Raw genomic sequence first — 26,096 nt, forward strand, 5'->3', positions numbered from 1 at the left:
CCCCCGCCTTCGGGTTTCAAACCCGCAGGAACTGCGAGGAGTCCAGGACGAGCGTGCGGTCCGCCACGGGGATCTCGGTCTCCTTGCCGAACGGTCCGAACTGCGAGCACTGGTGGACGCCGTCCGCCGGCTGCGTCAGCAGCGACCGCGAGGCCGCGAGGCCGCGAGGCCGCGAGGCCGCGAGCGCAACGACTGCCAGGAACCCGTGCCGGGGCGCAGGACGTTCTCCCTCCGTCACCGGTACGGTCGACCCCGGTTCGTCCGACCCGTCTGGCAGGAGCCCGCCGTATGACCACCGCCACCACCCGCCGCAGCGACCGGAGGATCAGTCCGGTCTTCCTCGGGCTGCTGGCCGTCACCGCGGTCACCGGCTGGGCCACCTGGACCGGGTTCGCCCACCGGCCGGGCGTCGCCGTGTTCCTGTTCGTGACGGCGGCCTGGATCGTCTCCCTGTGCCTGCACGAGTACGCGCACGCGCGCACCGCGCTGCGCAGCGGCGACATCACGGTGGGCGCCAAGGGCTATCTGACGCTGAACCCGCTGAAGTACACGCATGCGCTGCTGAGCATCGTGCTGCCGGTGGTCTTCCTGATCATGGGCGGGATCGGGCTGCCGGGCGGTGCCGTGTTCATCGAACGCGGCCGGATCCGGGGCCGCTGGCGGCACAGCCTGGTCTCGGCGGCGGGCCCGCTGACGAACGTGCTGTTCGCGGTGGTGTGCACGGCGCCGTTCTGGCTGGACGCCCTGGACGGGGTGCCCCGGGACTTCCGGTACGCGCTGGCCTTCCTGGCGCTGCTCCAGGTCACGGCCGCGATCCTGAACTTCCTGCCGGTGCCCGGACTGGACGGCTACGGCGTGATCGAGCCGTGGCTGTCGTACGGCGTCAAGCGCCAGGTGGAGCCGTTCGCGCCGTTCGGGCTGCTGTTCGTGTTCGCGCTGCTGTGGATCCCGTCGCTCAACGGCGCGTTCTTCGACCTGGTCGACGCGATCCTGCGCGGCCTCGGGATCGACGCCGTCGATCAGTACTGCGGCCACGAGCTGTACCGCTTCTGGCGGGACGGCAACCCGTATTGCGCCGTCAGCCCGTGACGGGCGGCCGGCGGCCGGCCCTGCCCCGCTTCATGTAGTACCAGCACATGTTGCTGGACAGCCCGGCCAGCAGCACCCAGACGATGCCCAGCCAGCTGCCCTGGACGAACGAGACGACGGCCGCGGCCACGGCGAGGACGCAGACGACGAGGGTGTAGAGGGCCAGGCGCCGGGTCGGGCCGGGCGGGAGCGGGGCGGGCATCGGATCGGCTCCTGTCGGGGGACACTGCTGGACCGGGCCGGACCTTTCGGACCGCCGGACCCGGTGGATCTGTCGGACGCCACCAGTGTCCCCCATGGGCCGGCACGTCTCACACGTCGGTGACCCGCAGCCCCGCGTGCGCCTTGTACCGGCGGTTGACGGAGATCAGGTTCGCGACCAGGGACTCCACCTGGTGGGCGTTGCGCAGCCGGCCCGCGAAGATGCCGCGCATGCCCGGGATCCGCCCGGCCAGCGCCTGCACGATCTCCACGTCGGCCCGCTCCTCGCCGAGGACCATCACATCGGTGTCGATCTCGGCGATCTCCGGATCCTGGAGCAGCACGGCGGACAGATGGTGGAAGGCGGCGGCGACCCGGGAGTCCGGCAGCAGGGCGGCGGCCTGCTCGGCGGCGCTGCCCTCCTCGGGCCTGATGGCGTAGGCGCCCTGCTTGTCGAAGCCGAGCGGGTTGACGCAGTCCACGACCAGCTTGCCGGCCAGTTCCGCGCGCAGTGACTCCAGCGTCTTGCCGTGGCCGTCCCAGGGCACGGCGACGATCACCACATCGCTGCGGCGGGCGGCCTCGGCGTTGTCGAAGCCCTCGACGCCGTGCCCGAGTTCGTCGGCGGCGGCCCGGGCGCGTTCGGCGGCCCGGGAACCGATGATCACCTTCTGGCCGGCCCGGGCGAGCCGGTAGGCGAGGCCCTTGCCCTGCGGTCCGGTGCCGCCGAGCACGCCGACGACGAGACCGGAGACGTCGGGCAGGTCCCAGGGGTCCTTGGCGGGCTTGCCTGCGGGGGTTCCGGTGGGCTGCTGTGCACTGTCGGTAGAGGTCATGCGGCCGACTCTACGTCCGCGGCCGTCCGCCCACCCGGTCAGGTGAGCGCCGTGACGGGAACCCGCCGGAAAGTGATCGTCTCGTAGGCGCCGCGGTCGCCGGTCTCGTAGAGGAGTCCGACGGTCGCGGTGTCGATCCGGGCCAGGTCGGAGTAGGCGGCGGGCAGGCCGTCGACGGTGTGCGCCGGGCGCCAGGTGGTGCCGCCGTCGGTCGAGACGCGCAGGGTCATCAGGGCGCGGGCGCCGGGGGCGGCGGGGCCGGAGCAGAGCAGCAGGTCGGGGTCGCGCAGTTGGAGGACGGCGGCCTGGCAGACGGGTCCGGTCAGGCCCGCCTGCGGGCGGAACGGTTTGATCAGCGTGCGGCCGCCGTCGGCGGAGTGGGCGTCGGCGCGGGTGCCGGGCGAGCGGGAGGCGGTGCGGGTGTTGAAGTAGATGCGTCCGTCGGGGAGTTCGGCGGCGCTGGTCTCGTTGGCGTTGATGTAGCCGGCGGTGTCGTCGTCGACGTAGCCGAGGTACCAGCTCGCGCCGTCGTCGTCGCTGAGCAGGCAGTGGCCGCCGTAGTAGTGGGGCTCCGTGCCGGTGTCGCCGCCCGCGGGCGGCAGGGAGTGGTTGGCGGGTACGACGATCCGGCCGGTGCTCAGCCGGAGGGCGTGGCCGGGTGTGGTGGCGTACCAGCGCCAGCCGGGCAGCTTCACCGACGCGGTGATCTCCGTGGGCCCGGACCAGGTCGCGCCGTCGTCGTCGCTGTGCCGCAGCCAGACCCGGCGGCCGTCGGCGGCCGTGACCTCGCCGCGCCGCACGGCGTCCTCGGTGGCGTGGGCGGCGGCACGGACGTGCACGAGCAGGATCCGGCCGGTGCCGAGGACGACGGGGGCGGGGTTGCCGGCCAGGTCGCCGCCGCCCGGCGCGGCGACCTGGAGCGGGCCCCAGGTGCGGCCGCCGTCCGTGGAGCGTTTCAGCACGATGTCGATGCGGCCGTGGTCGTGCGCGGAGTCGCGGCGGCCCTCGCAGAAGGCCAGCACGGTGCCGGGGCCGGTGCCGACCAGGGCCGGGATCCGGTAGCTGGCGTAGCCCTCGTGGCCCGCGCGGAAGGGGACACTGACGTCGGTCATGGGCCGGCTCCTCATCGGTCTCGGGGCTGGGCACCCTCCCCGGGTCGGGCGAATTCGGGGTGAACTCCACGTCACGAGTGACCGGTTGCGGCAGGATGCGGTGACATGGATGCCGTACGGGTGGCGCTGTTGCGCGAAGTGCTCGCAGGGACCGAGTGGCTGGGGGCCACGCGGCGGTTCGCGGGGGCGCTGCGCGGCTCGGTGGTGGCGCACGGCGGCGGACTGCTGCTGGTGGGCACGCCGGAGTACGAGCCGTGGCATCTGGCGGCGCATCTGGTGGACGAGGCCGCCTGGTCGGGCACGCCGGAGCTGGCCCCGACGCTCGTACGGCATGACGCACGGCCCACGGATCCCGCGCAGCTGGCCGTCGGCCCTGGGCGGATCGCGGCGGCGCGGCGAGGCGAGACGCTGCTCGTCGTGGCGCCCGCTGAGCCCGCGCCGCTGCTGGAGCGGGTGCACGACGCGCGGCGGGCCGGGGTGACGGTGCTGGCCCTGGGCTCGGGCGCGGGCGAGCTGGCCGCGATGGCGCACGAGACGCTGACGGTGCCCGAGGACGGCGAGCTGGACCTGGACACGGTGCAGCACCTGGTGAGCGCGGCGGCCGGCGAGAACGCGGTCCCCTCCCCACGGGGCCGCCGCACCCTCCGCGACCGCCTGACAAGACTCACAGAAACCCTGACAGCCCCACCCCCGGCCCCCTGGTGACCACCCACCCGCCTCCACCATGACCGGCCTCCGGGGCGCTCGGACTGGGAGGAAAAGCGGTTGCCCCGGTGGGGGCGGGGGTTCGAGCATGGCCCCTCGTGACGCGTGGCCTTCTTCCCGATCTTGCTCCCTGGCGGACCTCCGTCGACTTCCGCAGGCTGTGGATGTCGGGGCTGATCAGCAACTTCGGCAGCTTCCTCACCTTCGTCGCGCTGCCGGTGCAGGTGAAGGAGCTGACCGGCTCCGCCGCGGCGGTGGGCGCGATCGGCGCCGCGGAGCTGGTGCCGCTGGTGGTGTTCGGGCTGTACGGCGGGGCGCTCGCGGACGCGCTGGACAAGCGGAAGCTGATCCTGTGGACGGAGGGCGCGCAGGGCCTGCTGAGCGCGGTGCTGCTGCTCAACGCGCTGCTGCCGAGCCCCCCGGTGTGGCCGCTGTACGTGGTGGCCGCCCTCACCTCGGGCGTCGGCGCGGTCCAGCGGCCCGCGCTGGACTCGCTGTTGCCGCGGATCGTGGCGCACGAGCAGCTGCCCGCCGCGGCGGCGCTCAACTCGCTGCGCTGGACGGTGGGCGGGGTCGCAGGACCGGCGCTCGCGGGCGTCGTCGTGGCCTACGCCGGCCTCGGCTGGGCGTACGCCGTCGACGTGCTGACCTTTGTGGTCTCGGTGGTGTTCGTGGTGCGCATCGCCCCCTCCCCCGCCGCCCACGAGGCGGTACGGCCCTCCCTGGCGGCGATCCTCGAAGGCGCGCGCTACGCCTGGAACCGCAAGGAACTCCTCGGCACGTACGCCGTCGACCTCGCGGCGATGTTCCTCGCCATGCCGCTGGCCGTGCTGCCGTTCCTCGCGGACGAACTGGACGCCGAGTGGTCACTGGGGCTGATGTACGCGGCGCTGCCGGCCGGTGCCCTGCTGGTGAGCCTGACCAGCGGCTGGACCTCGCGGATCCACCGGCACGGGCTGCTGGTGGCGGGCGCGGCCCTGCTGTGGGGGCTGTCCGTGGCCGCCGCCGGTATCTGCGGCAACGTGTGGCTCGTGCTGCTGTTCCTGACCCTCGGCGGTGGCTTCGACATGGTCAGCGGGATCTTCCGGGCCGCCATGTGGAACCAGACGATCCCGGACGAGCTGCGCGGGCGGCTCGCCGGGATCGAGCTGCTGTCGTACGCGGTGGGGCCGCAGCTCGGCCAGGTCAGGGCGGGCGGCTTCGCCACGTGGCTGGGGGTGCGGGCCTCCGTCTGGTCCGGCGGGCTGCTGTGCGCGGGCGCGGTGGGGCTGCTCGCGCTGTGCCTGCCGAAGCTGATGACATACGACGCCCGAACCAACGAACACGCGGTCCGCATGCGCACCCAGCGCGCAACCACAACCGCAACCGCCCCGAGCTGAACCAAACCCCGCCGGGGCCAACACCCCAAAGGGGCGCGGGGAACTGCGCGACAAGCCACAACGCCCCCGCACCCGCCACACGACACACCGAGGCACCCCCAAAGGCGCCCAAGCCCCGGTACAACCAAACCCCGCCGGGGCCAACGCCCCCAAAGGGGCGCGGGGAACTGCGCGACAAGCCACAACGGCCCCGCACCCGCCACACGGCACACGGAGGCACCCCCAAAGGCACCCAAGCCCCGGTACAACCAAACCCCGCCATGGCCAACACCCCAAAGGGGCGCGGGGAACTGCGCGACAAGCCACAACGGCCCCGCAGCCGCCACACGACACACCGAGGCACCTCCTCAGGCGCCGAAGCCCCGGCCAGGCACCACGGGCGGGCCGGTCAGTCGTCGTCTGTGGAGCGGCTAGCGCTGTCGTGCCAGCGTGGGTCGGTTTCCCACTCCAGGTTGCGTTCGCGGGCGGTCGCCATGGCGTGCTCGGCCTCCGTGCGGCTGGGATACGGGCCGAAGCGGTCCTTGGCCGGGCACTCCGGCCCCTCCTCGACCTTCTTGTGTTCGAGGCAGTAGTACCACTCCCCCGGCTTTCCGACCGTCCGCTTCTTGAACAGGGCCATGACCGGCTCCTTTCGCCAGGGACATGGTCCCCCATGCCCGCTGGTTAGACTCGCTGGCATGTCTGGCCAGTCGCTGCTCGTACCAGGGGAGCTGTCTCCCACCCGTTCGGTACCCGGAAACATCCGCCGCCCCGAGTACGTCGGCAAGCCCGCGCCGACGCCGTACACCGGCTCGGAGGTGCAGACCCCCGAGACGATCGAGGCGATGCGCGTCGCGGGCCGGATCGCCGCCCGGGCGATGGCGGAGGCCGCGAAGATCATCGCGCCCGGGGTGACCACGGACGAGCTGGACGCGGTGGCGCACGCGTACATGTGCGACCACGGCGCCTACCCGTCGACGCTCGGCTACCGCGGCTTCCCCAAGTCGCTGTGCACCAGCGTCAACGAGGTCATCTGCCACGGCATTCCGGACTCGACGGTGCTGCGCGACGGCGACATCGTCAACCTGGACGTGACGGCGTACATCGGCGGCGTGCACGGCGACAACAACGCGACGTACCTGGTCGGGGACGTCGACGAGGAGTCGCGGCTGCTGGTGGAGCGGACCCGGGAAGCCCTCGACCGCGCGATCAGGGCGGTACGGCCGGGCCGGCAGCTCAATGTCATCGGCCGGGTCATCGAGTCGTACGCCAAGCGCTTCGGGTACGGGGTGGTGCGGGACTTCACCGGCCACGGCATCAACTCGTCCTTCCACTCCGGGCTGATCGTCCCGCACTACGACAGTCCGCGTGCGACCACGGTCATGCGACCGGGGATGACGTTCACCATCGAGCCGATGCTGACGCTGGGCACGTACGAGTACGACATGTGGGACGACGGCTGGACGGTGGTCACCAAGGACCGCAGGCGGACCGCGCAGTTCGAGCACACGCTGGTGGTCACGGACTCGGGGGCGGAGATCCTGACCCTGCCGTAGCCGCCGGGGGCACCCGGGAGTCGCGAAGGCCCGCCCTGCTGGGGTGGGCCTTTTCTTGTACGCTTTTACCGACAGGACGTCGGGAAAGCGTTGACTTAGGTAAGGCTAACCTTAGATGATTCGTGCCATGGAGTCCTTCTCGACAGTGATCCGCACCGCGTCCCGTACCCAGCACCTGGAGGCGGAGACGTCGACGTTCATGAGCGCCCTGCTCGGCGGCAGGCTCGGCGTCGACGCGTACGCCCGCTACACCGAGCAACTGTGGTTCGTGTACGACGCGCTGGAGTCCGGGGCGGAGCGGCTGGCGTCCGACGCCCTGGCCGGCCCCTTCATCCGCCCGGAGCTGTTCAGGCTGCCCGCGCTGGAGCGGGACCTGGCCCATCTGCGCGGGCCCGCCTGGCGCGCGGGGCTCTCCGCGCTGCCCGCGACACGGGAGTACGCGGAGCGGGTGCGGGAGTGCGCCGAGCAGTGGCCCGGCGGGTACATCGCCCACCACTACACCCGGTACCTCGGCGACCTCTCCGGCGGGCAGATCATCCGCGACAAGGCGGAGCGGACGTGGGGGTTCGCGAAGAAGGGCGACGGGGTGCGGTTCTATGTCTTCGACGGCATCGACAATCCGGCCGCGTTCAAGCGGGGGTATCGGGAGCTGTTGGACGCGGTGCGGGTGGATGAGCTGGAGAAGCAGCGGATTGTGGCCGAATGCCGGGGCGCTTTCGCTTTGAATAGCGCGGTGTTCGGGGAGCTGGGGGTGGAGTTCTCCCTCAGCGCGTAGCGCTTCGCTGGGGGCGCCGTGAAGACTGCGTCTGCCATGGGGGGTTGCGTTGTTGGGTGCGGGTGCGTTGGGGCAGTTCGCGCAGTTCCCCGCGCCCCTCGGGGGGCAGCACGTGCGTTGTTGGGTGCGGGTGTGATGGGGCTTGGCGCGCCCGCGCGGCGGAGCCGCATATCGACACAGCCCCGCGCCCCTTGGGGGGCAGCACGTCCATCGTTGGGTGCCGGTGCATTGTGGCTTGGCGCGCCCGCGCGGCGGAGCCGCATATCGATACAGCCCCGCGCCCCTGCGGGCGCCTAGTGGTCCAGTTGTACTCGGCCTCCTAGTTCTATCCAGCCTTGGGGTTGGGGGGCTGTCAGGAGTTGGGAGCCCTTGCCCTGGGTTATGTTGAGGGCTCGGTCGAGGTGGGCTGTGAGGAGGAGGGCCGCCGCGCCGGTCGCCTCGTCCTCCTCGATGCCCCCGGTGCAAGCCCCGGCTCCACTGGAGCGGCTGACGCCGCGCTCATCGATCCGGCCAGGGAACCCGCGGGCGCGGATGCGGCCCGCCGCCTCGTCCTCCCAGGCCCAGGCGTAGATCCAGGTGCCCGGCTCGGGCACCGGCAGGGCGTCGACCTCGGCGGCCGTGCCGTACTGGCGCAGGGTGCGCGGCGGCGCCCACTCCGGGCGTGCCTCGATCCAGCTGAACTCGCCGTCCAGCCGGACGCCCACCACCCCCGCGGGCGTGACCAGTTCGGGCACGTCAAGCAGCCAGGCCGTGCCGACGCAGGGGTGGCCCGCGAAGGGCAGGCGCAGGGTGGGGGTGTAGATGTCGACGACGCCGCGCTCCGGGTCGTCCACGAACACGGTCTCGCTGAAGCCGAGTTTGGCGGCGAACGCCTGCCGGTCGCTCCGCTCGGGCAGTACCGAGCCGTCGCGGACCACGCCGAGTTCGTTGCCGTAGCCGCCGTTCGGCGCGCAGAAGACGCGCAGCACGTCGTAGTCAGTCACCCGGGCATTCAAGCATCGTCAGGGGCGGGCGTCCCCGGGTGCCGCCGCCTGGCGCCTGCGGATCGCGAAAACCGTGCCGGCTCCGGCGGCCACCGCCAGCGCGGCGGCGGCGCCCAGCGCGCCCGCCGGCACGTCCGAGCCGGTCGTGGCGAGGCTGCCGGTCACGCCGCCGCTCGCCGTGCCGGTACCGCCTGAAGCGCCGGTACCGCCTGAAGTGCCGGTGCCACCTGAGGTGCCCGTGCCGCCCGAGGTGCCGGAGTCGCCGTCGCCGGAGGGGAGTTGGGCGCCGTCGCTCAGGGCCACGGTCAGGTCGACCGGGTCGAGCGCGGTGCCCGCCCGGTAGAAGCCGCCGAACGCCTTCGCGCCGGCCTCGGTGAGCGTAGCGGTGACGCCCTTCACGGTGATGACGTCGTCCTTCGCTGTGAGGTCCGCCGAGGGCGCCGTCAGGTCGGCCAGGACCACGTCCGCGGTCCGCTCGCCGAGGCTCGTGACATCGGCGGTCAGTTCGCCCGAGCCGCCGTCGAGCCGCACCCGGATGCCGCTGAGCGTCAGGTCCAGGCCGTAACTCCCGTTGCTCTCGTGGCCCTTGAAGGTGACCGCGCCCTCGAAGGCGGCGTCGAGGGTGCCGGCGTCGGTGTCGTAGTCGCCGGTCGCGTCGGGGAAGGTGAACGCCCCGTTGCCGGTGGCCTGGGTGGCGCCGTCGGACACCGTGATGGCGCCGTGGGCCGCCCCGTCGACGACGTAGCCGCGGAAGGACTCCTTCACGCCCCAGGTGAGCGTGCCGTCGGCTATCTCGCCCTGGGCGGGGGCCGGTTCGGAGGCGGACGCGCCGGGCGTGACCGTCGGGGAGGACGTGGTGCTCGCGGTCGCCGACGGGGAGGACGGCGCGGGGCTCTCGCTCGCGGTGGGGGGCGGAGTGGGCGTGGGTGTCGGTGAGGTCGTCTCCGACGCCGACGGGGACGGGGACGTCGTCTGGACCACCGTCAGCGGGTCGCCGGCCGCGCCCTCGTAGCCCGCGCTGCCGAAGACGTCCGCGGCCTCCTTGGTGAGCGTGGTCGCCATGTCCGTCATCTGGCGTGTGACCGCGACCGTCGCGAGCGGTACGTCCTGCGTGGTGCTGCCCGCGCGGGTGACGTCCGCGGTGATCTCGGCGTCCTTGCTGTCGAACCTGACGTCGCTGAGGGTCAGTTCGAAGCCGTGCAGCTCGGACTTGATCTTCAGGCTGCCCTCGAAGCCGAGGGACACGGTGTGCGCGTCGGAGTCATAGCCGCCCGTGCCCCGGACGAAGGTGAAGGCGCCGTTGCCGGCCGCCTGGGCCGCGCCGTCCGCGGGCGTGAAGGCGCCGGCCGCGAATCCGGTCACGTACGTGCGGTACGACTGCTTGATGCCCCAGGTCAACTCGTAGCCGCTGAGCGGGACTTCGGCGGCGGAGGCGCTGGTCGCGGGGAAGGCGCCGACGCCCAGGGCGACCGCGACGGCGGCGGCGAGGGCGAGGCGTCTCGGGGTGGTGACAGGCATGGGTGGTTCCGTCTCCTTGGTCGGGGTGCGGATCGGGTCGGATCAGTCAGATCGGTTGGGGTGGTCTGGGGTTGGTTGGGCTCGGTTGGGGCGGGTTCAGTTCTCGTCGGCCGCCGGGCGGGTGCGGCGCCGGTGGACGGCGACCGCCGTGCCCGCGCCGGCCAGCAGCAGGCCGGCCGCCGCGAGGGTGAGGGGCAGGACGGGGGCGCCGTCGTCCGCAGAATCGGCCGCGACCGGCTCCGCCGCGGTCTTCGGGGTGGGGGCCGGTGTGGCCGACGGCGTCGGGCCTGCCGCGCTGCCCAGGTCGGGCAGCGCGGGCAGTGCGGCGTCGTCGGTGAGGGCGACGGCCAGCGAGACCGGGTCCATCTCGGTGCCCTTCGGGTACCGTCCGCCGAAGGCCCGCGCGCCCTCGGCGGTGAGCTTCGCCGGGGCCTCGGTGAGCAGGGCCAGTCCGTCACGGGCGGTGAAGTCCGGTGCGGGGAAGGTCACCAGGGGGACCTTCTTGCCGGTGAAGTCGGCGCCGCCCACATCGGCGTAGAGGGTGCCCCTGCCGTCCGCGACGGTGACCCGGACGCCGCTCAGCCGCAGGTCGAGGCCGTGGTCGCCGGTGAAGGCGACCACGCCGTCGAAGCTCGCGGTCAGCTCGCCGCCGCGGTAGGTGCCGCTGCCCGCGGGGAAGCGGAAGAGGGCCCCGCCGTCCCGGGCGCCGTCGCTCAGGGTCCACTCGCCGCGGGCGATGTCGCCGGTGACGTACTCCCGGAAGGTGCGGCGCACGCCCCAGTCGACGGCGCCGTCCGCGATCGCGCCGCCCTTCGACGGCGCCTTCGTCCGGGCCGGTTCGCTCGCGGTGGGCGTCGGTGTGGGCGTGGGCCGTGCGGCCGCCTTGACGTCGGCGGCCAGGCTGACCGGGTCCAGGGCGGTGCCGGCCGGGTAATAGCCGGCGAAGGACGTGGCGCCCTGGGCGGTCAGCGTGGCGGGCACGTTGTTCAGGACGACGGCCGTGCCACCGCCGCGCATGTCGATGCCGCCCAGGGCGAGCGTGGCGAAGGGCACCTGTGCGGAGGTCGTGACCTTCCCGGTGTCCTTCGCCCTGCCGGTGACGTCCAGATAGAGGGTGCCGGTGGCGCCGGAGATCCGGACGGTGGGGCGGCTGAGCGTGAGGTCGAGCCGGTATGTGCCGTCGCTTGCGCGGTGTCCGACGAAGTGCACGCCGCCCGCGAAGGACGCGGCGAACGCCCCGGTGGCCCCGTCGTAGGTGCCGGTCGCCGAGGGGAAGCGGAACTGGCTGCTGCCCACGGTGGCCGCGCCGCCGGTGAGCGAGTAACCGCCCTGGGCGACCGGCCCGGTGACATAGCTCTGGAACGACGACTTGACGCCCCAGTCGAGGCGGCCGCCCTGGACGGTGCGGCTCTCGGCGTGCGCGGCGGTGACCGGGAGCAGCAGGGCGCCCAGAAGGGCCGCGCACAACACGGCGATCGGGTGCCGCGGGGGCGTGGGCATGGGTGGTCCTCCGGATACGACGACCGGTAGCGAACGAAGGTAAGGCTAACCTAAGCTCAACCTGGCAGTCTCTGGAAGCAACCGAAGGGAACGGGACAGGACCGTGCGACGCTTGCGCACCCGACTGGCGGGAGCACTGGTCTCCGTGCTCGCCCTCACCATGGCCGTGACCGGCTGCGGCGGCTCCCCCGAAGCCGCGGAACCGACCGGGAAACCGGGCAGGACCGGGGGCACCTCGACGACCGGCACGGCCGACCGCGTCGAGCCGCTGACCGCCACCCCCGCGCCGAAACTGCCCGTCACCGTCGCCTCGGCCGACGGCGGCACGGTGACGGTGCGCCAGGCGCGGCGCATCGTGCCGCTCTCCGGCAGCCTCAGCGAGATCGTGTTCACCCTCGGACTCGGCGACCGGGTCGTCGCCCGCGATGTCACCGCCACCTTCGCTCAGGCGGCACGGCTCCCGGTGGTGACCCGCAACCACGACGTGTCCGCGGAGAGCGTGCTCTCCCTGCGGCCCGATCTGGTCCTCGCCGAGCAGACCACAGGACCCAAGGAGGCCATGGACCAGATCCGCGCCGCCGGGGTGCCGGTCCTCGTGGTCGCCGCGGCCCGGGGCCTGGACGACGTGGGCCCGCGCATCCGGGCGGTGGCCGGCGCGCTCGGCGTCCCGGCCGCCGGCACGGAGCTGACCCGGCGCACGGAGCGGCGGATCGCCGCCGTACGCACGACGGTTCCGGAGCGCGCCGAGCGGCCCCGGGTCGCCTTCCTCTATCTGCGCGGCTCCGCCTCCGTCTATCTCATCGGCGGCCGGGGCTCGGGCGCGACCTCCCTGCTGGAGGCCGCCGGGGCCATCGACGCCGGGGTCGAGTCGGGCCTGACGAAGGACTTCACCGCGATCACCACCGAGGCGCTGGCCGAGGCCGCGCCCGACGCGATCCTCGTGATGGCCAAGGGACTTGAGTCGGTCGGCGGGATCGACGGACTGGTGAAGATCCCCGGTGTCGCACAGACGCCGGCCGGGATGAACCGGCGGATCGTGTCCGTCGAGGACGGGGTGCTGCTGAACTACGGGCCGCGCACCGACCAGGTGCTCGCCACGGTGGTGGCGCAGCTGTACCGGGACGGTGCCGAGTGACCGTGCTCGACGAACCGGCCGGGCGGACCGCCGAGACCGCCGAGACCCCCGCGCGCCGCGGGCACTCCACGGCCTGGCTGCTCACCGCCGGGCTGCTCGCCGCCCTGCTGGTGCTCGTCCCGGTGGCCGCGGGCCTCGGCGCCTATCCGATCCCGACCGGCGACGTGCTCGGCTCCGTGCTGCACCGGGCGGGCCTCGGCGGCTCCGCGCTGGACCGGGTGGCCGAGTCGGTGCTGTGGAACGTCCGCTTCCCGCGGATCGTGCTGGCGCTGCTCGTCGGCGCCTCGCTGGGCTGCGCCGGGGCGCTGATGCAGGGCGTCTTCGGCAATCCGCTCGCCGAGCCCGGCGTCATCGGCGTCTCCTCGGGCGCGGCGGTCGGCGCGGTCGCGGCGATCGCGTTCGGGCTCGACTTCCTCGGCGACTGGACGGTGTCCGCGTTCGCGTTCGCGGCGGGCCTCGGCACGGTCCTGCTGGTGTACGGGATGTCGCGCTCCGGCGGGCGCACCGAGGTGGTGACGCTGATCCTCACCGGGATCGCGGTGAACGCCTTCGCGGGCGCGCTGATCGGGCTGTTCCTGTTCTTCGCGGACACCGCCGCCGTCAACCAGATCACCTTCTGGCAGCTCGGCTCGCTGTCCCAGGCGACCTGGCCCAAGGTGCTGGCCGTGCTGCCCTGTGCGGTGCTGGGGCTCGCGCTGGCCCCGGGCCACGCCCGCCGGCTCGACCTGCTGGCGCTGGGCGAGCGGCCCGCGCGGCACCTGGGCGTGGACGTGGAGCGGCTGCGGCTCATGCTGGTGCTGGTCATCGCCCTGCTGACCGCGGCGGCGGTGAGCGTCGCCGGGATCATCTCCTTCGTCGGCCTCGTCATACCGCATCTGCTGCGGATGGCGGCAGGACCGGGGCACCGGTTCCTCATCCCGGCGAGCGCGCTGCTCGGCGCGCTGGTGCTGCTGGGCGCCGATCTGACGGCCCGTACGGTGGCCGCGCCCGCCGAACTCCCGCTCGGCGTGCTGACCGCACTGCTCGGCAGCCCGTTCTTCTTCTGGCTCCTGCGCAGAACCCGCCGCAGACAGGGTGGTTGGGCATGACACCCGCCGATCGACGTCCGATCGCGCTCGGCATGCTGCCGGTGGCCGACGGCGACTACCGGCAGGCGGTGCTGGGCGCGGTCGACTACGGCCGCGACTGCGACTCGATCGCGACGATGGCGGGCGCGCCGGCCGGCGCCCTCGGCTCGCCCGTCCCGGAGGACTGGTCCAAGACCGTCGCGGAGGCGAGCCGGCTGGGCCTGTGGGCGCCGGCCCGGACGCTCACCGAGGTCGCACGGGCGGTGTACACCGACCCGCCCACCTGCCGCGTGCGCACCCGCCGGGGCCCCACCGCTACCACGCCCGCCGGAGCCCCTGCCACGACCACACCGAACGACACCCGGGTCCGCACCCCCACCGCGGCCGGGCCGACCGGCGCCGCCGCGGCGACCGCGGCGACCGGGTGCCGCCGCCACGGCCACGCCGCCCGGAGGAGGCTGGAGCCGGGGACCGGACCGGCCCCGGCCGCCGCGCCGGGGGCACGGCGCCGGTCGCCCCGCCGGTCTCGACGGCCCCCTGCCGACCGGCCCCGGCCGAGTCCGGGCGCGGGCGGCCGGTCGCCGGTGCGGTGGGCCGGCCGGGCCCGGCCCGGGGGTACCCCGCCCGTCCGCGTCGCAGACACCGCCCCCTGGGGGCCGATCGAAAGGGTTCGCTTGTGAGGCTGTTGCGTGGCAGGGCCGTCGCCCCCGGGCCGGTCGGGACCGGGACCGTGGTCGCCGAGGCGGAGGGGGTGTGCGTCCGCCTGGGTGGCCGTACCGTGCTGGACGGCGTCGACCTGTCCGCACGCGCCGGTGAACTGCTCGCCCTCGTCGGCCCCAACGGCGCCGGGAAGTCGACCCTGTTGAGCGCCCTCGCGGCCGACCTCACCCCGGCCGCGGGCGTCGTACGCATCCACGGCCGCCCCGCACCGCAGTGGTCCGCGGCCGAACTCGCCCTGCGCCGGGCCGTGCTCCCCCAGTCGTCGGCGCTGTCCTTCCCCTTCACGGTGGAGGAGGTGGTCCGGATGGGCCGCGCGCCGCACGCCTCCTCCCCCGCGGAGGACGACCTCGCGGTGGCGCGGGCGATGGCGGCGACGGAGGTCACCGGCTTCGCGCTGCGGCCGTTCTCCGCGCTCAGCGGCGGGGAACGGGCCCGGGTGGCGCTCGCCCGGGTGCTCGCCCAGCACGCGCCGCTGCTCCTGCTGGACGAGCCGACCGCCGCGCTCGACCTGAAGCATCAGGAGTCGGTGCTGCGGCTGTGCCGGGAGCGGGCGCGCGCCGGTGACGCGGTGGTCGTGGTGCTGCACGACCTGGCCCTGGCGGCGGCCTACGCGCACCGGGTCGCGATCCTGTGCGCGGGGCGCGTCGCGGCCGAGGGCCCGCCTGCGCAGGTGTTCGACGAGCGGCTGCTGTCGGACGTCTACGAGCAGCCCGTCGAGGTGTTCCCGCACCCCCGCACCGGGGCCGTCCTGATCACCCCGCGACGCACCGCTTGACCTCCCCATTACCCGCCCTTGGCGGCGATTTTGAGCCGTCGAGATCAAGCCGTGTCTGTGATCTTCCAGTGAGAGCTGAATCACCGCCCGGAGGGGTATGGGTGAGGCAAGCCTCAGATAAGTTAGGCCAGCCTCACCAGACTGCTTCCCGCTTGGAGCCCGCATGCGTGCCGCCCGCCTCACCGTCACCGCGGCCACCGCCGTCGCCGCCCTGACCGCCCTCACGGCCTGCACCGCGAAGAGCGACGCGAAGGACGGCAACGCGATCCAGGTGACCGCCGCCGACACCACGTGCGACACCTCGGCCACCTCGGTCCCGGCCGGCCAGGTCACCCTCCGGATAGAGAACAAGGGCTCCCGGGCCACCGAGGTCGAGATCCTCTTCCCGGACGACCGGATCGTCTCCGAGAAGGAGAACATCGGTCCGGGCACCAAGTACACGCTGACCGCCGAGGTGAAGGCCGGCTCGTACGAGATCGCCTGCCGCCCGGGCATGAAGGGCCACGGCGTACGCCAGAAGCTGACGGTCACCGGCGGCAGCACCGCCAAGCGGGACCCCAAGCTGGACAAGGCGGTCGCCGAGTACCGCCAGTACGCGCAGGACCAGGCCGACGAGACGCTGCCGAGGGTCGAGACCTTCGTCCAGGCGATCAAGGACGGCGACCTGGAGGCCGCGAAGCGGGCCTACGCCCCCTCCCGGCTCGGCTGGGAACGCACCGAACCGGTCGCCGAGTCCTTCGGCGACATCGACCCCAGGGTCGACGTCCGCGAGGACGGGCTCGAAGAGGGCCAGAAGTGGACCGGCTGGCACCGCCTGGAGAAGTCCCTCTGGCACGACAAGAAGATCGGCGCCGAGGAGAAGACCCTCGCCGACCAGCTCCTCACCGATCTGAAGGACTGGCAGAAGCGGGTCGGCACCGCGGTGATCACCCCGACCTCCATGGCCAACGGCGCCAAGGAACTGCTCGACGAGGTCGCCACCGGCAAGGTCACCGGCGAGGAGGACCGCTACGCGCACACCGACCTCGTCGACTTCAAGGGCAACGTCGAGGGCGCGCAGAAGGCGTACGACCTGCTCAAGCCGGTCGCCTCGGCCAACGACGCGGCGCTGACCGGTGAGCTGGACAAGCAGTTCGCGGCGCTCGACGCCCTGCTCGACAAGTACCGCTCCGACAGCGCCGACAAGACCTCCTACGCGTTCGTCTCCTACGACAAGGTCACCGAGCAGCAGCGCAAGGAGCTGTCGGACGCGGTGAACGCGCTCGCCGAGCCGCTGTCCAAGCTCGCCGCCGCGGTCGTGAAGTAGGCGGGGACGAGATGACGCAGATGCCGCAGAACCAGCGGGGCGGCAGCCCCTCACGACGCGCGCTGATCGGCTGGGGCGGCGCCGGGCTCGCGCTCGGCGCCGCCACGGCCGGCGGCGCCGTCGCGATGACCCGCACCGGCCAGGACGCCGACCCGGCCGCCGCCGAGACGGGCACCGCGGTCGGCTTCCACGGCGACCACCAGGCGGGCATCGCCACGCCCGTGCAGGACCGGCTGCACTTCGCCGCGTTCGACGTGAAGACCGACGACCGCGCCGCGTTCGTCCAACTCCTCAAGGACTGGACGGCCGCCGCCCGCCGGATGACCGCGGGCCGCACCGTCGGCGAGGGCGCCTACGGCGGACTGGCCGAGGCGCCGCCCGACGACACCGGCGAGGCACTGGGCCTCAAGCCGTCCCGGCTCACCCTCACCCTCGGGTTCGGGCCGTCCCTGTTCGACCGGTTCGGGCTCGCGGACCGGCGGCCCGCCGCCCTCGTCGACCTGCCCAAGTTCCCCGGCGACAACCTCGACGCCACACGCACCGGCGGCGACCTGTGCATCCAGGCATGCGCCGACGATCCGCAGGTCGCCGTGCACGCCATCCGCAACCTGGCCCGCATCGGCTTCGGCAAGGTCGCCGTCCGCTGGTCGCAGCTCGGCTTCGGCAAGACGTCGTCGACGACCCCGCACGCCCAGACCCCGCGCAACCTCTTCGGCTTCAAGGACGGCACCCGCAACATCGCGGGCACCGAGAAGGACCGGCTGGACCAGCACGTCTGGGTCGGCGGCCAGGACGGGCCGGCGTGGATGACCGGCGGGTCGTATCTCGTCGCGCGGCGCATCCGCATGAACATCGAGACCTGGGACCGGACCTCGCTCCAGGAGCAGGAGGACGTCTTCGGCCGGGACAAGGGCGAGGGCGCCCCGGTCGGCAAGCCCAACGAGCACGACGAGCCGTTCCTGAAGGCCATGAAACCGACCGCGCACGTCCGGCTCGCCCACCCCGACGCCAACGGCGGGATCACGATCCTGCGCCGGGGCTACTCCTTCACCGACGGCACCGACGGACTCGGCCGGCTCGACGCGGGCCTGTTCTTCCTCGCCTACCAGCGCGACCCCCGCAAGGGGTTCATTCCGCTCCAGCGCCGGCTGGCGGCGTCGGACGCGCTCAACGAGTACATCCAGCATGTGGGTTCTGCTGTCTTCGCGATCCCGCCCGGCGTCCGCGACGCGGACGACTGGTGGGGCCGGACGCTGCTGACCGAGGAGGCGTGACCCGTGTTCTCCAACTATCTGATCGGTCTGCGCGAGGGGCTGGAGGCCAGCCTCGTCGTGTGCATCCTGATCGCCTATCTGGTCAAGACCGGGCGCCGGGACGCGCTGAAACCGATCTGGATCGGCATCGGCATCGCCATCGCCATCGCCATGGGCTTCGGGTGCGCGCTCGAATTCGGCTCCCAGGAGCTGACGTTCGAGGCCCAGGAAGCGCTCGGCGGTTCGCTGTCGATCGTCGCGGTGGCCCTGGTGACCTGGATGGTCTTCTGGATGCGGCGCACCGCCCGGCACCTGCGCTCCGAACTGCACGGCAGGCTGGACGCGGCGCTCGCCATGGGCACGGGGGCGCTGGTCGCCACGGCGTTCCTCGCGGTGGGCCGCGAAGGTCTGGAGACCGCGCTGTTCGTGTGGGCGTCCGTGCACGCGGCCAGCGACGGCACCCCGCGCCCGCTGATCGGCGTCGCCCTGGGGCTTGCCACCGCCGTCCTGCTGGGCTGGCTGTTCTACCGGGGCGCCCTGAAGATCAACCTCGCCCGGTTCTTCACCTGGACCGGCGGCATGCTGGTGGTGGTCGCGGCGGGCGTGCTCGCGTACGGCGTCCACGACCTCCAGGAGGCCGACTGGATCCCCGGCATCCGCGACCTGGCCTTCGACATCAGCGGCACCATCCCGCCGGACAGCTGGTACGGCACGCTCCTGAAGGGCGTCCTCAACTTCCAGCCCGACCCGACCGTCGTGCAGGTCACGGTGTGGCTGCTCTATCTGATCCCCACGCTGGCCCTGTTCCTCGTGCCGTCCCGCCCGGGCACCGCAGGAAGCCGGCCGCGGCCGGCGCCGGCCGCGGTCCGTGACACGGGCTGACACCGTCCTCCGGTCACGGTGCGGGCGCGGAGCGGGAACCCGGCGTTCGAACGGCCTTCGCTCCCGGTAGGGTTCGGCTCCGGGAAGAGGAAGGTGACGGGACCTCATGACCAGGGATCGCAGTCCGCGCGGGCGCCGCGGGCGTGACCGGACGGCACTCATAGCGGCCTCGCTGACCGCCTTGTCGCTGACGGCGAGCGGATGCGTGGTGGTGCACGGCGAGCGCGAAGTGCTCCCGGCCACCAGCAAGGCCGAGGCCGCGAAGGCGCTGGAGGAGTTCACCGACGCCTACAACGCGGCGGACAAGGCGTACGACAGCTCCCTGGACGCCGACCACGTCACCGGCGCGCTCGCCGACATCGACGGGGCCCGGCTGAAGGCGGGACACGCGAACCATCCGGGCGGCAACCCCGGGCACCAGCCGCTGGAGCTGTCGGACGCCGAGTTCACCATCCCCAAGAAGGCCGGCTGGCCCCGCTGGTTCGTCGCCGACACCACCGCCAACAAGGGCGGCAGCGCCCGCTGGCTGTTCGTGTTCACCCGCGACGCCCTGAGCGAGCCGTTCCAGGTGGCGTACCTCACGCTCGTCGCCCCGGACAAGCTGCCCGAGTTCAAGCTCGACGAGGACGGCTGGGCCGAGGCCGTCCCGGCCGGATCGGCCGACCTGTCCGTCGCGCCGGGCGAACTGAGCGAGCGGTACGCGACGTATCTGAAGAGCGGCGGCAGCGTCTTCGCGGACGGCGTGCACACCAGCGACTGGCGCGCCACGCGTGAACGGCAGGCCAGCAAGCCGGGGCTGGCCCGGCAGTACATCGACGAGCCGCTGACCGACGGCGACTACGCGCCGCTCGCGCTGCGCACGGCCGACGGTGGGGCGCTGGTGTTCTTCACCACACGCCACTTCGAGAAGCAGACCGCTGCCGCGGGGGTCTCCGTGCCGGCGCCGGGCGAGGATGTGCAGGCCCTGACGAAGGGCGAGATCAAGCAGTCGCTGACCCTGGAGTTCGTCTCCAACGAGGTCGCCCTCGATCCGAAGCGTGGTTCCGGTTCTGGGGGCGGACAGGTGTCGCTGCTGGGGCGGGTTCAGGGGCTGACGGGGGCGCAGGGCGACTGAGCGCTCCGCTGGGTTTGGCCGGGTGGGGTGGCGTGGTTGTGCTGCGGCGTTGTTGTCTGCGGGTGCGGTGTTTGGCGGCGTGGTTGTGATGTGGTGTGGTTTTCTGCGGGTGCGTTGGGGCTGGGCGCGCCCGCGCGGCGGAGCCGCATATCGATACAGCCCCGCGCCCCTTTGGGGCGCGCTGTCCTGCCCCGCGGATCGGGGCCCAGCGGGCTGTGCTGCGCCCTGGTCCTCTGCGGGTGCGTCGTGGTTGGGCGCGCAGTTCCCCGCGCCCCTTCGGGGCGCGCTGTCCTGCCCCGCGGATCGGGGCCCAGCGGGCTGTGCTGCGCCCTGGTCCTCTGCGGGTGCGTCGTGGTTGGGCGCGCAGTTCCCCGCGCCCCTTCGGGGCGCTGTCCTGGCCCTGGTTTTCTGCGGTCCTTGGGGGCTAGTGGCGTAGGGGCCAGGTGGGGGGTGTGGGGTGGGGTTGGGTGTCTGCGTGGCGGGCGCAGGCGTCGGTCAGGGCTTCCAGGAGGGTCAGGGGGTCGGGCAGCGCGTGTTCAGGGCCGCGTACCCAGCGCACCTGCCGGCCGTCGTCGCCGGGCAGCCGGGCGGGCGGCACCAGCACGTACGAGCCGCGGCAGTGCCAGCGCAGCCCGGGGTGCTCGTCCATGGTCTCGGGGTGGCAGTCCAGCTCGCACGGCCACCACTCGTCCTCGTCCTCGGGGGTACCGCGGGTGAGGGTGAAGAACAGCATGCGGCCGTCGTCGCTCTCGGCGACCGGGCCGACCTCGACGCCGGAGTCGAGCAGCCGCCGCAGCGCCTGCCGGCCGGCCTCCAGGGGCACGTCGAGGACGTCGTGCACCATGCCGGTCGCGGTGATGAAGTTGGCCTGCTGCTGGTGCCGGGCCCAGCGCTCGATCTGGGCGCGGTCGGTGGTGGACTGCGTCTGCCACGCGAACGACACCGGGTGCCGGGCGGGAGTGGGACAGCCGACGCGATCGCAGGAACAGCGGTATCCGGGAGCGGGGTGCGCGGCGGGCGCGAGGGGCAGTCCGGCTGCGGCGGCGGCGAGCAGCAGTTCCTCACGGCCGCCGGTGTCGGCGGTCGGTGACGTGCGGCGGCCCCGCAGCCACTGGGAGAGTTTGCCCTGCCGGCCGGACCGGCCGCCGAACGTCGCGCTCATCAATCCCCTCGCCTCGCTGGTGTGCGGACAACATGCCCCATGGTCCCACCATCCGGCGCCCCGGGGGACCGCGGGCCCCGTCCGGGAGGGGTGCGGTCAGCGCGGGGCCAGACCGTGGAGGGCGTAGTCGACCAGGGTGTCCGTGTACGCGTACGAGATCGGTCCGGTGTGCTGGAGCCAGCGCTGGGCCAGCGGCGACACGAACAGCTCCAGGGCGATGCGTGGGTCCACGTCCGCCCGTACCTGCCCCGCGTCCTGGGCGGAGCGGAGCCGGTCGACGTACAGCAGAAGCTGTGGTTCGAGCAGTTTGCCGACGAGATCGCGGCTCAGCTGCTCGTTGACCAGGCCCTCGGCGGCGAGGGCGCGGGCGGGCGCCTCGAACCGGGGGTCGAGCAGTTCGTCGACCGTGTCCCGCAGCACCGCCTTGAGGTCGGCGGCGACGTCCCCGGTGTCGGGGATCGTGTACGGTGCCTGGCCCAGGTCGCGGGCCGACTGCTCGGCCAGATCCAGGAACGCCTCCAGCAGGACGTCCGCCTTGGCCGGCCACCACCGGTAGATGGTCTGCTTGCCGACCCCGGCCCGCGCGGCGATCGCCTCTACGGTGGTCTTCGGGTACCCGACCTCGGCGACGAGGGCGAGGGCGGCGGCGTAGATCGCGCGGCGGGACCTCTCGCTGCGGCGGCTGGCGTCCGGGGCGGGCTTCTTGACCATGGGGTGAAGCTAACCCATGGGGTCCGGTGCGGCGGGCGGCCAGGGGTCGCCCCAGTCCGCGTCCCGCGCCGCCTTGTACAGATCGCCGTGGCGTTTGGTGACCGTCGCGCGGTGCAGCCGTTCGGCGGCCTCGCACAGGTCGAGCAGGACCTGTCCCTTGCGCAGCTGCGGGCGGCGGACGATCCGGGCGGGCGCCGGTACCGCCGGGAGGCGGGTGGCGGCGACGTAGCTGAACTTCTCGTCCTCGTACGGCAGCGAGCCGCCCTTGACCTGCCGGTGCAGGGAGGAGCGGCTGACCCGGGCGGAGAAGTGGCACCAGTCGGCGCCGGGCACGAGCGGGCAGCCGGCGCTGTGCGGGCAGGGCGCGGCGATCCTGAACCCGGCGTCGATCAGCCGGTTCCGGGCCTCGATGACACGGGCGTGGCCGTCGGGGGTGCCGGGCTCGACGATCACTACGGCCCGTGCGGCGGTCGCTGCGGCGTCGACGAGGGCGGCGCGGTCGGCCGTGGACAGCTCGTTGAGTACGTAGGACACGGTGACGAGGTCGACGGGGTCGAGGGTGAGGGCGGCGCCGATCCGTTCCCGCCGCCAGCGGGTGTCGCGCAGCGTCGGCTGTTCGGCGGCGATCTCCCGGCCCAGCGTGAGCGCGGGCTCCGCCCAGTCCAGCACGGTCACCGGCCGGGTGCCCGCCCAGGTGGCGCTGACCGCCCAGGTCGCGGCGCCGGTCCCGCCGCCGACGTCCGTGTGGCCTGCCGGTGCCCAGCCGGGCACCGCGCCCGCGAACGCGGCGAGTGCGCGGCGCGCGGCCTCGAAGGTCGCGGGCATGCGGTACGCGGCGTACGCGGCGACGTCGGCGCGGTCGCGGAGGATCGGTGCGGCGGTGGGGGTGGCGCCCCGGTAGGCGGTGATCAGCCGCTCCACGGCGGCGGCGGCCTGCGACGGGGGGAGACCGTCGAGCAGGGCGGCCAGCGCGGCGCGGAGTCTTTCGGCCGAAGGTTCGTTCACGGGGCGATTGTAGGGGTGAGCGCCGTGGGGGTTCGGGTGTCGGGCCTGTGCGGGTGCGTGGGGGCTTGGCGCCCCTGGGTGGGCTGCGGCTGGTGCGCGTGTGCAGATGGGCCGGGGGGAAGCGAGGGCGAGCGCCGTGGGGGTCCGGTGTCGGGCCTGTGCGGGTGCGTGGGGGCTGAGCGCGCAGTTCCCCGCGCCCCTGGGTGGGCTGCGGCCGGTGCGCGTGTGCAGATGGGCCGGGGGGAAGCGAGGGCGAGCGCCGTGGGGGTCCGGTGTCGGGCCTGTGCGGGTGCGTGGGGGCTGAGCGCGCAGTTCCCCGCGCCCCTGGGGCGGCTACGGTCAGTGGGTGAGTGCGGGTGCGTTGTGGCTTGGCGCGCAGTTCCCCGCGCCCCTGGCGGGGTGGGTTAGGTGTGTGTTGCTTGGGACAGGTGGGTTGCTGCGCGGGCTCTTGGGGTGTTGTCCGGGGGGCGTCTGCGGGGGTGCACCGTGTTCGCCAGCAGCACCAGGAACGTGTCGGTCGCCCGGTCGAGGACCAGCGAGGTGCCGGTGAAACCCGTGTGCCCGGCGGCTCCCCGTCCCGCCAACTCCCCCATGAACCAGCGCTGGTCCACGGCGAAGCCCAGCCCCGGCGGGGTCAGCAGCAGCGTCACGATGTCGGGGCTCAGGATGCGGGCCGGACCGTACTGTCCGCCGGTCAGCAGCGTCCGGCAGAACACCGCCAGGTCCCCGCCCGTGGAGAACAGCCCCGCGTGACCGGCCACCCCGCCGAGCGCCCACGCGTTCTCGTCGTGGACCACACCCCGCAGCATCCCCCGGTCGGCCTTGGCCCACGGCCGCCGCTGGTCCTCGGTGGCCGCGGCGCCCGGACAGGGTCCGAACCGGGTCGCCGTCATCCCCAGCGGCCGGGTGATCCCCTGCTGGATCAGGACGTCCAGGCCGCGCCCGGTGATCCGCTCCAGCAGGAGTTGGAGGAGCAGCATGTTCAGGTCCGAGTAGCGGTACCTGCCCGCCGGCGCCGTGGGCACCTCCGCGCGGAGCAGCGCGAGCCGGGCCGCGTCGTCCCGGCAGTCGTACAGCGGCAGTTCGGGCCGTAGCCCCGAGGTGTGGGTGAGCAGCTGACGCACCGTGACGCCGCGTCGGGCCACCGCCCGGAACTCCGGCAGAACGGCGCCGACCGGGGCGTCGAGGCCGATGGTGCCCCGCTCGATCTGCTGCAAGGTCGCGACGGCCGTGAACAGCTTGGTGAGGGACGCCAGGTCGAACGGCGTGTCGAGGGTCATCGGCACCCGGGCCGCGGGCTCCGGCTCGACACCGCGGTCCGTCGTGGCGTCGTACGCGGTGTACCGGACCGCCCAGCCCGCGGCCTCCCGCACGGCGATCACCGGTCCGCGCCCGGCGACCACGACGACGCCCGGCGCCCAGGGGCGGTCGCCGACGGTGAGGCCGCGTACCTCCTGGACGAGGTGCTGGAGTTCCACGGGGTCGAGGCCGGCACGTTCGGGTGTGTCGACCCGCAGTCTCAGCGCGCTCAGCTCTCCTCCCCCGGCTTCTCGCCCCGCACGTCCTCGTCCCACATCGCCACGGCCCGCCTCTTCTCGTCCCGCACGTCCTCGTCCCTCAGGTCTTCGGCCCGCATCTCCACGTCCCGCGCCCCCTCGGCCCGCGCCTTCCCGGCCTCCGTCTTCTCGGCCCGCGCCTTCCTGGCCTCCGTCTTCTCGGCCCACATCGCCACGGCCCGCCTCTTCTCGTCCCTCGCGTCCTCGTCCCACATATCCTCGGCCCGCACCTCCACGCCCCGCCTCTCCACGACCCGCGCACCCACGGCCCGTATCTCCTCAGCCCACGCCTGCACGGCCCGCGTCACCTCAGCCCGCGCCTCCATCGACCCGGTTGTCCACAGCCCGCGCCCCCTCGGCTCGCATCTCCTCGGCCCGTGTCTCGCCCGTCTCGTCGGAGCCGAGGCCGCCCCGCTTCACTCCGGCCGCACGGGCCCTCCAGGGGCGGCACATTGCCGTGAAGCAGGCGGTGGCCGTCACCGCGCCCGCCAGTTGGACGACGGCCATCGGCGCGGCGGTGTGTTCCCCGGCGACGCCGACGAGCGGGGAGGCGATCGCCCCGATGAGGAAGGACGAGGCGCCGAGCAGCGCGGAGGCGGAGCCGGCCGCGTGCCGGGTACGCAGCAGGGCGAGTGATTGGGCGTTGGGAAGGGTGAGGCCCATCGAGGACATCAGGACGAAGAGCGCGGCGGCGACGGGCGCGAGACCGACCCGTCCGAAGGCACCGAGGGTCATCAGCAGCAGGGCACCCGCCGCGAGCACGGTGACCGCGAGCCCGACGGCCAGCACCCGGTCCAGGCTGACCCGGCCGACCAGCAGCTTGCCGTTGATCTGCCCGACGACGACCAGGCCGACGGAGTTGAGCCCGAACAGCAGGCTGAAGGTCTGCGGGGACGCGCCGTAGATGTCCTGGATGACGAACGGTGAGGCGGATATGTAGGCGAACAGGGCGGCGAAGGCGAAGCCGCCGGTGAGCAGGTAGCCGGTGAACGGCAGGTCGGCGAGGAGCCCCCGCATGGCGCGCAGGGCCGCGCCGACCCCGCCGTCCTGCCGCCCGTGCGCCTTCGGTTCCGTACCGTCGGTCGGCACTCGGGTGGTGGCCGCCGGCAGGGTCTCGGGGAGCCGCAGCCAGACCACCGCGGCCAGCACCGCCCCGACCACGGTGAGGACGGCGAACACGCCCCGCCAGTCCGTCACCCGCAGGATCTGACCGCCGATCAGGGGCGCCACGATGGGGGCGACGCCGGAGATCAGCATCAAGGTGGAGAAGAAGCGGGCCATCGCGACGCCGTCGTACAGGTCGCGGACGACGGCCCGGGCGATCACGATGCCGGCCGCCCCGGCCAGTCCCTGCGCCAGCCGGAGCGCGACCAGCGCCTCGACGGTGGGCGCCGCCGCACAGAGGGCGGTGGCGACGACGTAGACGGCGAGGCCGGCCAGCAGCGGGCGGCGGCGGCCCCAGCGGTCGCTCATCGGACCGACCACCAGTTGCCCGAGCGCCATGCCGGCCAGGCAGGCGGTGAGGGTGAGCTGCACGGTGGCGGCGGGCGCGTGCAGGGAGCGGGTGACCTCCGGCAGCGCCGGGAGGTACATGTCCATCGCGAGCGGGGGTGTGGCGGTGAGGCCGCCGAGGACGAGGGTGACGAGCCGGCCGGTACGGCGTGCCGTGCGGCGCGCGGGTTCGCCGCCCGCGGACCGGTCCGCCGTCTCGGATGCCGGTGCCGCCGCGCGTTCGGGCATGGGTCCCCTCCCCTTGTGGCCTGTGCGGCCGACCCGT

26 protein-coding genes and 1 pseudogene are annotated in these 26,096 nt (G+C 73.4%); 13 read left to right on the plus strand and 14 right to left on the minus strand.

The window, feature by feature from the left end; translation table 11 throughout:
- Window positions 1–16: 16 nt before the first annotated feature.
- Entirely contained in the window at window positions 17–238 is a 222-nt protein-coding gene (locus AC27LF_RS23120; RefSeq protein ID WP_479658098.1) for a hypothetical protein, read from the minus strand.
- Between the two features lie 50 nt (window positions 239–288).
- On the opposite strand from AC27LF_RS23120, the gene AC27LF_RS23125 reads away from it, so the two are divergent.
- Window positions 289–1,089 (plus strand): site-2 protease family protein, encoded by an 801-nt coding sequence (locus tag AC27LF_RS23125; RefSeq protein ID WP_479658097.1) that lies wholly within the window; start codon window positions 289–291, stop codon window positions 1,087–1,089.
- On the opposite strand, the gene AC27LF_RS23130 is transcribed toward AC27LF_RS23125, so the two are convergent.
- The 3 genes from AC27LF_RS23130 to AC27LF_RS23140 all read right to left on the minus strand — a co-directional run bounded on the left by AC27LF_RS23130 (window position 1,079) and on the right by AC27LF_RS23140 (window position 3,238).
- Window positions 1,079–1,291, minus strand: a complete 213-nt coding sequence (locus AC27LF_RS23130; protein ID WP_479658096.1) for a hypothetical protein — start codon at window positions 1,289–1,291, stop codon at window positions 1,079–1,081. The two genes, AC27LF_RS23125 and AC27LF_RS23130, sit on opposite strands and share 11 nt — an antisense overlap.
- Window positions 1,292–1,400: 109 nt before the next feature.
- A complete protein-coding gene (gene npdG / locus AC27LF_RS23135) occupies window positions 1,401–2,126 on the minus strand; it encodes an NADPH-dependent F420 reductase (protein WP_479658095.1) in 726 nt (241 codons plus the stop codon).
- Window positions 2,127–2,164: 38 nt separating this feature from the next.
- Entirely contained in the window at window positions 2,165–3,238 is a 1,074-nt protein-coding gene (locus AC27LF_RS23140; protein WP_479658094.1) for a sialidase family protein, read from the minus strand.
- Between the two features lie 105 nt (window positions 3,239–3,343).
- Here AC27LF_RS23140 and AC27LF_RS23145 point away from each other — a divergent pair, with 105 nt between their 5' ends.
- Both AC27LF_RS23145 and AC27LF_RS23150 read left to right on the plus strand, forming a co-directional pair.
- The gene (locus AC27LF_RS23145) at window positions 3,344–3,943 is read left to right on the plus strand and encodes a hypothetical protein (RefSeq protein WP_479658093.1); all 600 of its coding nucleotides are present in this window, start codon (window positions 3,344–3,346) and stop codon (window positions 3,941–3,943) included.
- 98 nt (window positions 3,944–4,041) lie between these two features.
- Entirely contained in the window at window positions 4,042–5,322 is a 1,281-nt protein-coding gene (locus tag AC27LF_RS23150) for an MFS transporter (RefSeq protein ID WP_479658092.1), read from the plus strand.
- A 388-nt stretch (window positions 5,323–5,710) separates the two neighbouring features.
- Here the strand turns inward: AC27LF_RS23150 and AC27LF_RS23155 are convergent, their stop codons facing one another.
- Entirely contained in the window at window positions 5,711–5,941 is a 231-nt protein-coding gene (locus tag AC27LF_RS23155; protein ID WP_479658091.1) for a hypothetical protein, read from the minus strand.
- A 58-nt stretch (window positions 5,942–5,999) separates the two neighbouring features.
- On the opposite strand from AC27LF_RS23155, the gene map reads away from it, so the two are divergent.
- A complete protein-coding gene (gene map / locus AC27LF_RS23160) occupies window positions 6,000–6,857 on the plus strand; it encodes a type I methionyl aminopeptidase (protein ID WP_479658090.1) in 858 nt (285 codons plus the stop codon).
- 127 nt (window positions 6,858–6,984) lie between these two features.
- Window positions 6,985–7,632 carry a biliverdin-producing heme oxygenase gene (locus tag AC27LF_RS23165; protein WP_479658089.1) on the plus strand — a complete coding sequence of 216 codons (648 nt, stop codon included), beginning with the start codon at window positions 6,985–6,987 and terminating at the stop codon, window positions 7,630–7,632.
- Window positions 7,633–7,925: 293 nt separating this feature from the next.
- Here AC27LF_RS23165 and AC27LF_RS23170 read toward each other — a convergent pair whose 3' ends face one another.
- From AC27LF_RS23170 to AC27LF_RS23180, 3 genes are all read right to left on the minus strand, one after another.
- A complete protein-coding gene (locus AC27LF_RS23170; protein ID WP_479658088.1) occupies window positions 7,926–8,615 on the minus strand; it encodes a PhzF family phenazine biosynthesis protein in 690 nt (229 codons plus the stop codon).
- A gap of 18 nt (window positions 8,616–8,633) precedes the next feature.
- Complete coding sequence (locus AC27LF_RS23175; RefSeq protein ID WP_479658087.1) at window positions 8,634–10,133, minus strand: HtaA domain-containing protein; 1,500 nt, start codon at window positions 10,131–10,133, stop codon at window positions 8,634–8,636.
- A 96-nt stretch (window positions 10,134–10,229) separates the two neighbouring features.
- Window positions 10,230–11,633 (minus strand): HtaA domain-containing protein, encoded by a 1,404-nt coding sequence (locus AC27LF_RS23180; protein WP_479658086.1) that lies wholly within the window; start codon window positions 11,631–11,633, stop codon window positions 10,230–10,232.
- Window positions 11,634–11,745: 112 nt separating this feature from the next.
- Here AC27LF_RS23180 and AC27LF_RS23185 point away from each other — a divergent pair, with 112 nt between their 5' ends.
- The 8 genes and pseudogenes from AC27LF_RS23185 (at window position 11,746) to AC27LF_RS23220 (ending at window position 19,885) form a co-directional block, all read left to right on the plus strand.
- Window positions 11,746–12,768: a heme/hemin ABC transporter substrate-binding protein gene (locus AC27LF_RS23185; protein WP_479658085.1), complete on the plus strand. Its 1,023-nt coding sequence runs from the start codon at window positions 11,746–11,748 to the stop codon at window positions 12,766–12,768.
- Between the two features lie 77 nt (window positions 12,769–12,845).
- Window positions 12,846–13,856 (plus strand): FecCD family ABC transporter permease, encoded by a 1,011-nt coding sequence (locus tag AC27LF_RS23190; RefSeq protein ID WP_479658161.1) that lies wholly within the window; start codon window positions 12,846–12,848, stop codon window positions 13,854–13,856.
- A gap of 17 nt (window positions 13,857–13,873) precedes the next feature.
- Window positions 13,874–14,104, plus strand: a pseudogene (locus AC27LF_RS23195) (ADP-ribosylglycohydrolase family protein); the annotation flags it as partial.
- Window positions 14,105–14,511: 407 nt separating this feature from the next.
- On the plus strand, window positions 14,512–15,330 hold the full coding sequence (locus tag AC27LF_RS23200; RefSeq protein WP_479658084.1) for a heme ABC transporter ATP-binding protein: 819 nt from the start codon (window positions 14,512–14,514) through the stop codon (window positions 15,328–15,330).
- Between the two features lie 163 nt (window positions 15,331–15,493).
- Entirely contained in the window at window positions 15,494–16,636 is a 1,143-nt protein-coding gene (efeO, locus tag AC27LF_RS23205) for an iron uptake system protein EfeO (RefSeq protein WP_479658083.1), read from the plus strand.
- 11 nt (window positions 16,637–16,647) lie between these two features.
- Window positions 16,648–17,910: an iron uptake transporter deferrochelatase/peroxidase subunit gene (efeB, locus tag AC27LF_RS23210; RefSeq protein WP_479658082.1), complete on the plus strand. Its 1,263-nt coding sequence runs from the start codon at window positions 16,648–16,650 to the stop codon at window positions 17,908–17,910.
- 3 nt (window positions 17,911–17,913) lie between these two features.
- Window positions 17,914–18,771 carry an iron uptake transporter permease EfeU gene (gene efeU, locus AC27LF_RS23215; protein ID WP_479658081.1) on the plus strand — a complete coding sequence of 286 codons (858 nt, stop codon included), beginning with the start codon at window positions 17,914–17,916 and terminating at the stop codon, window positions 18,769–18,771.
- Window positions 18,772–18,877: 106 nt separating this feature from the next.
- Window positions 18,878–19,885 carry an SCO2278 family lipoprotein gene (locus AC27LF_RS23220; RefSeq protein ID WP_479658080.1) on the plus strand — a complete coding sequence of 336 codons (1,008 nt, stop codon included), beginning with the start codon at window positions 18,878–18,880 and terminating at the stop codon, window positions 19,883–19,885.
- Window positions 19,886–20,309: 424 nt separating this feature from the next.
- Here the strand turns inward: AC27LF_RS23220 and AC27LF_RS23225 are convergent, their stop codons facing one another.
- The 6 genes from AC27LF_RS23225 to AC27LF_RS23250 form a co-directional block, all read right to left on the minus strand.
- Window positions 20,310–21,047, minus strand: a complete 738-nt coding sequence (locus AC27LF_RS23225; protein WP_479658079.1) for a bifunctional DNA primase/polymerase — start codon at window positions 21,045–21,047, stop codon at window positions 20,310–20,312.
- Window positions 21,048–21,143: 96 nt separating this feature from the next.
- Window positions 21,144–21,758, minus strand: a complete 615-nt coding sequence (locus AC27LF_RS23230) for a TetR/AcrR family transcriptional regulator (RefSeq protein ID WP_479658078.1) — start codon at window positions 21,756–21,758, stop codon at window positions 21,144–21,146.
- A 9-nt stretch (window positions 21,759–21,767) separates the two neighbouring features.
- Entirely contained in the window at window positions 21,768–22,763 is a 996-nt protein-coding gene (locus tag AC27LF_RS23235; RefSeq protein ID WP_479658077.1) for a small ribosomal subunit Rsm22 family protein, read from the minus strand.
- Between the two features lie 404 nt (window positions 22,764–23,167).
- Window positions 23,168–24,337 carry a serine hydrolase domain-containing protein gene (locus tag AC27LF_RS23240; RefSeq protein ID WP_479658076.1) on the minus strand — a complete coding sequence of 390 codons (1,170 nt, stop codon included), beginning with the start codon at window positions 24,335–24,337 and terminating at the stop codon, window positions 23,168–23,170.
- Window positions 24,292–24,645, minus strand: a complete 354-nt coding sequence (locus tag AC27LF_RS23245) for a hypothetical protein (protein WP_479658075.1) — start codon at window positions 24,643–24,645, stop codon at window positions 24,292–24,294. Before AC27LF_RS23245 ends, AC27LF_RS23240 begins: the two co-directional genes overlap by 46 nt.
- Entirely contained in the window at window positions 24,629–26,059 is a 1,431-nt protein-coding gene (locus tag AC27LF_RS23250) for a multidrug effflux MFS transporter (protein ID WP_479658074.1), read from the minus strand. The genes AC27LF_RS23245 and AC27LF_RS23250 overlap by 17 nt, the downstream gene beginning before the upstream one ends.
- Between the last annotated feature and the right edge of the window lie 37 nt (window positions 26,060–26,096).

This window comes from Streptomyces diversicolor (assembly GCF_057537855.1).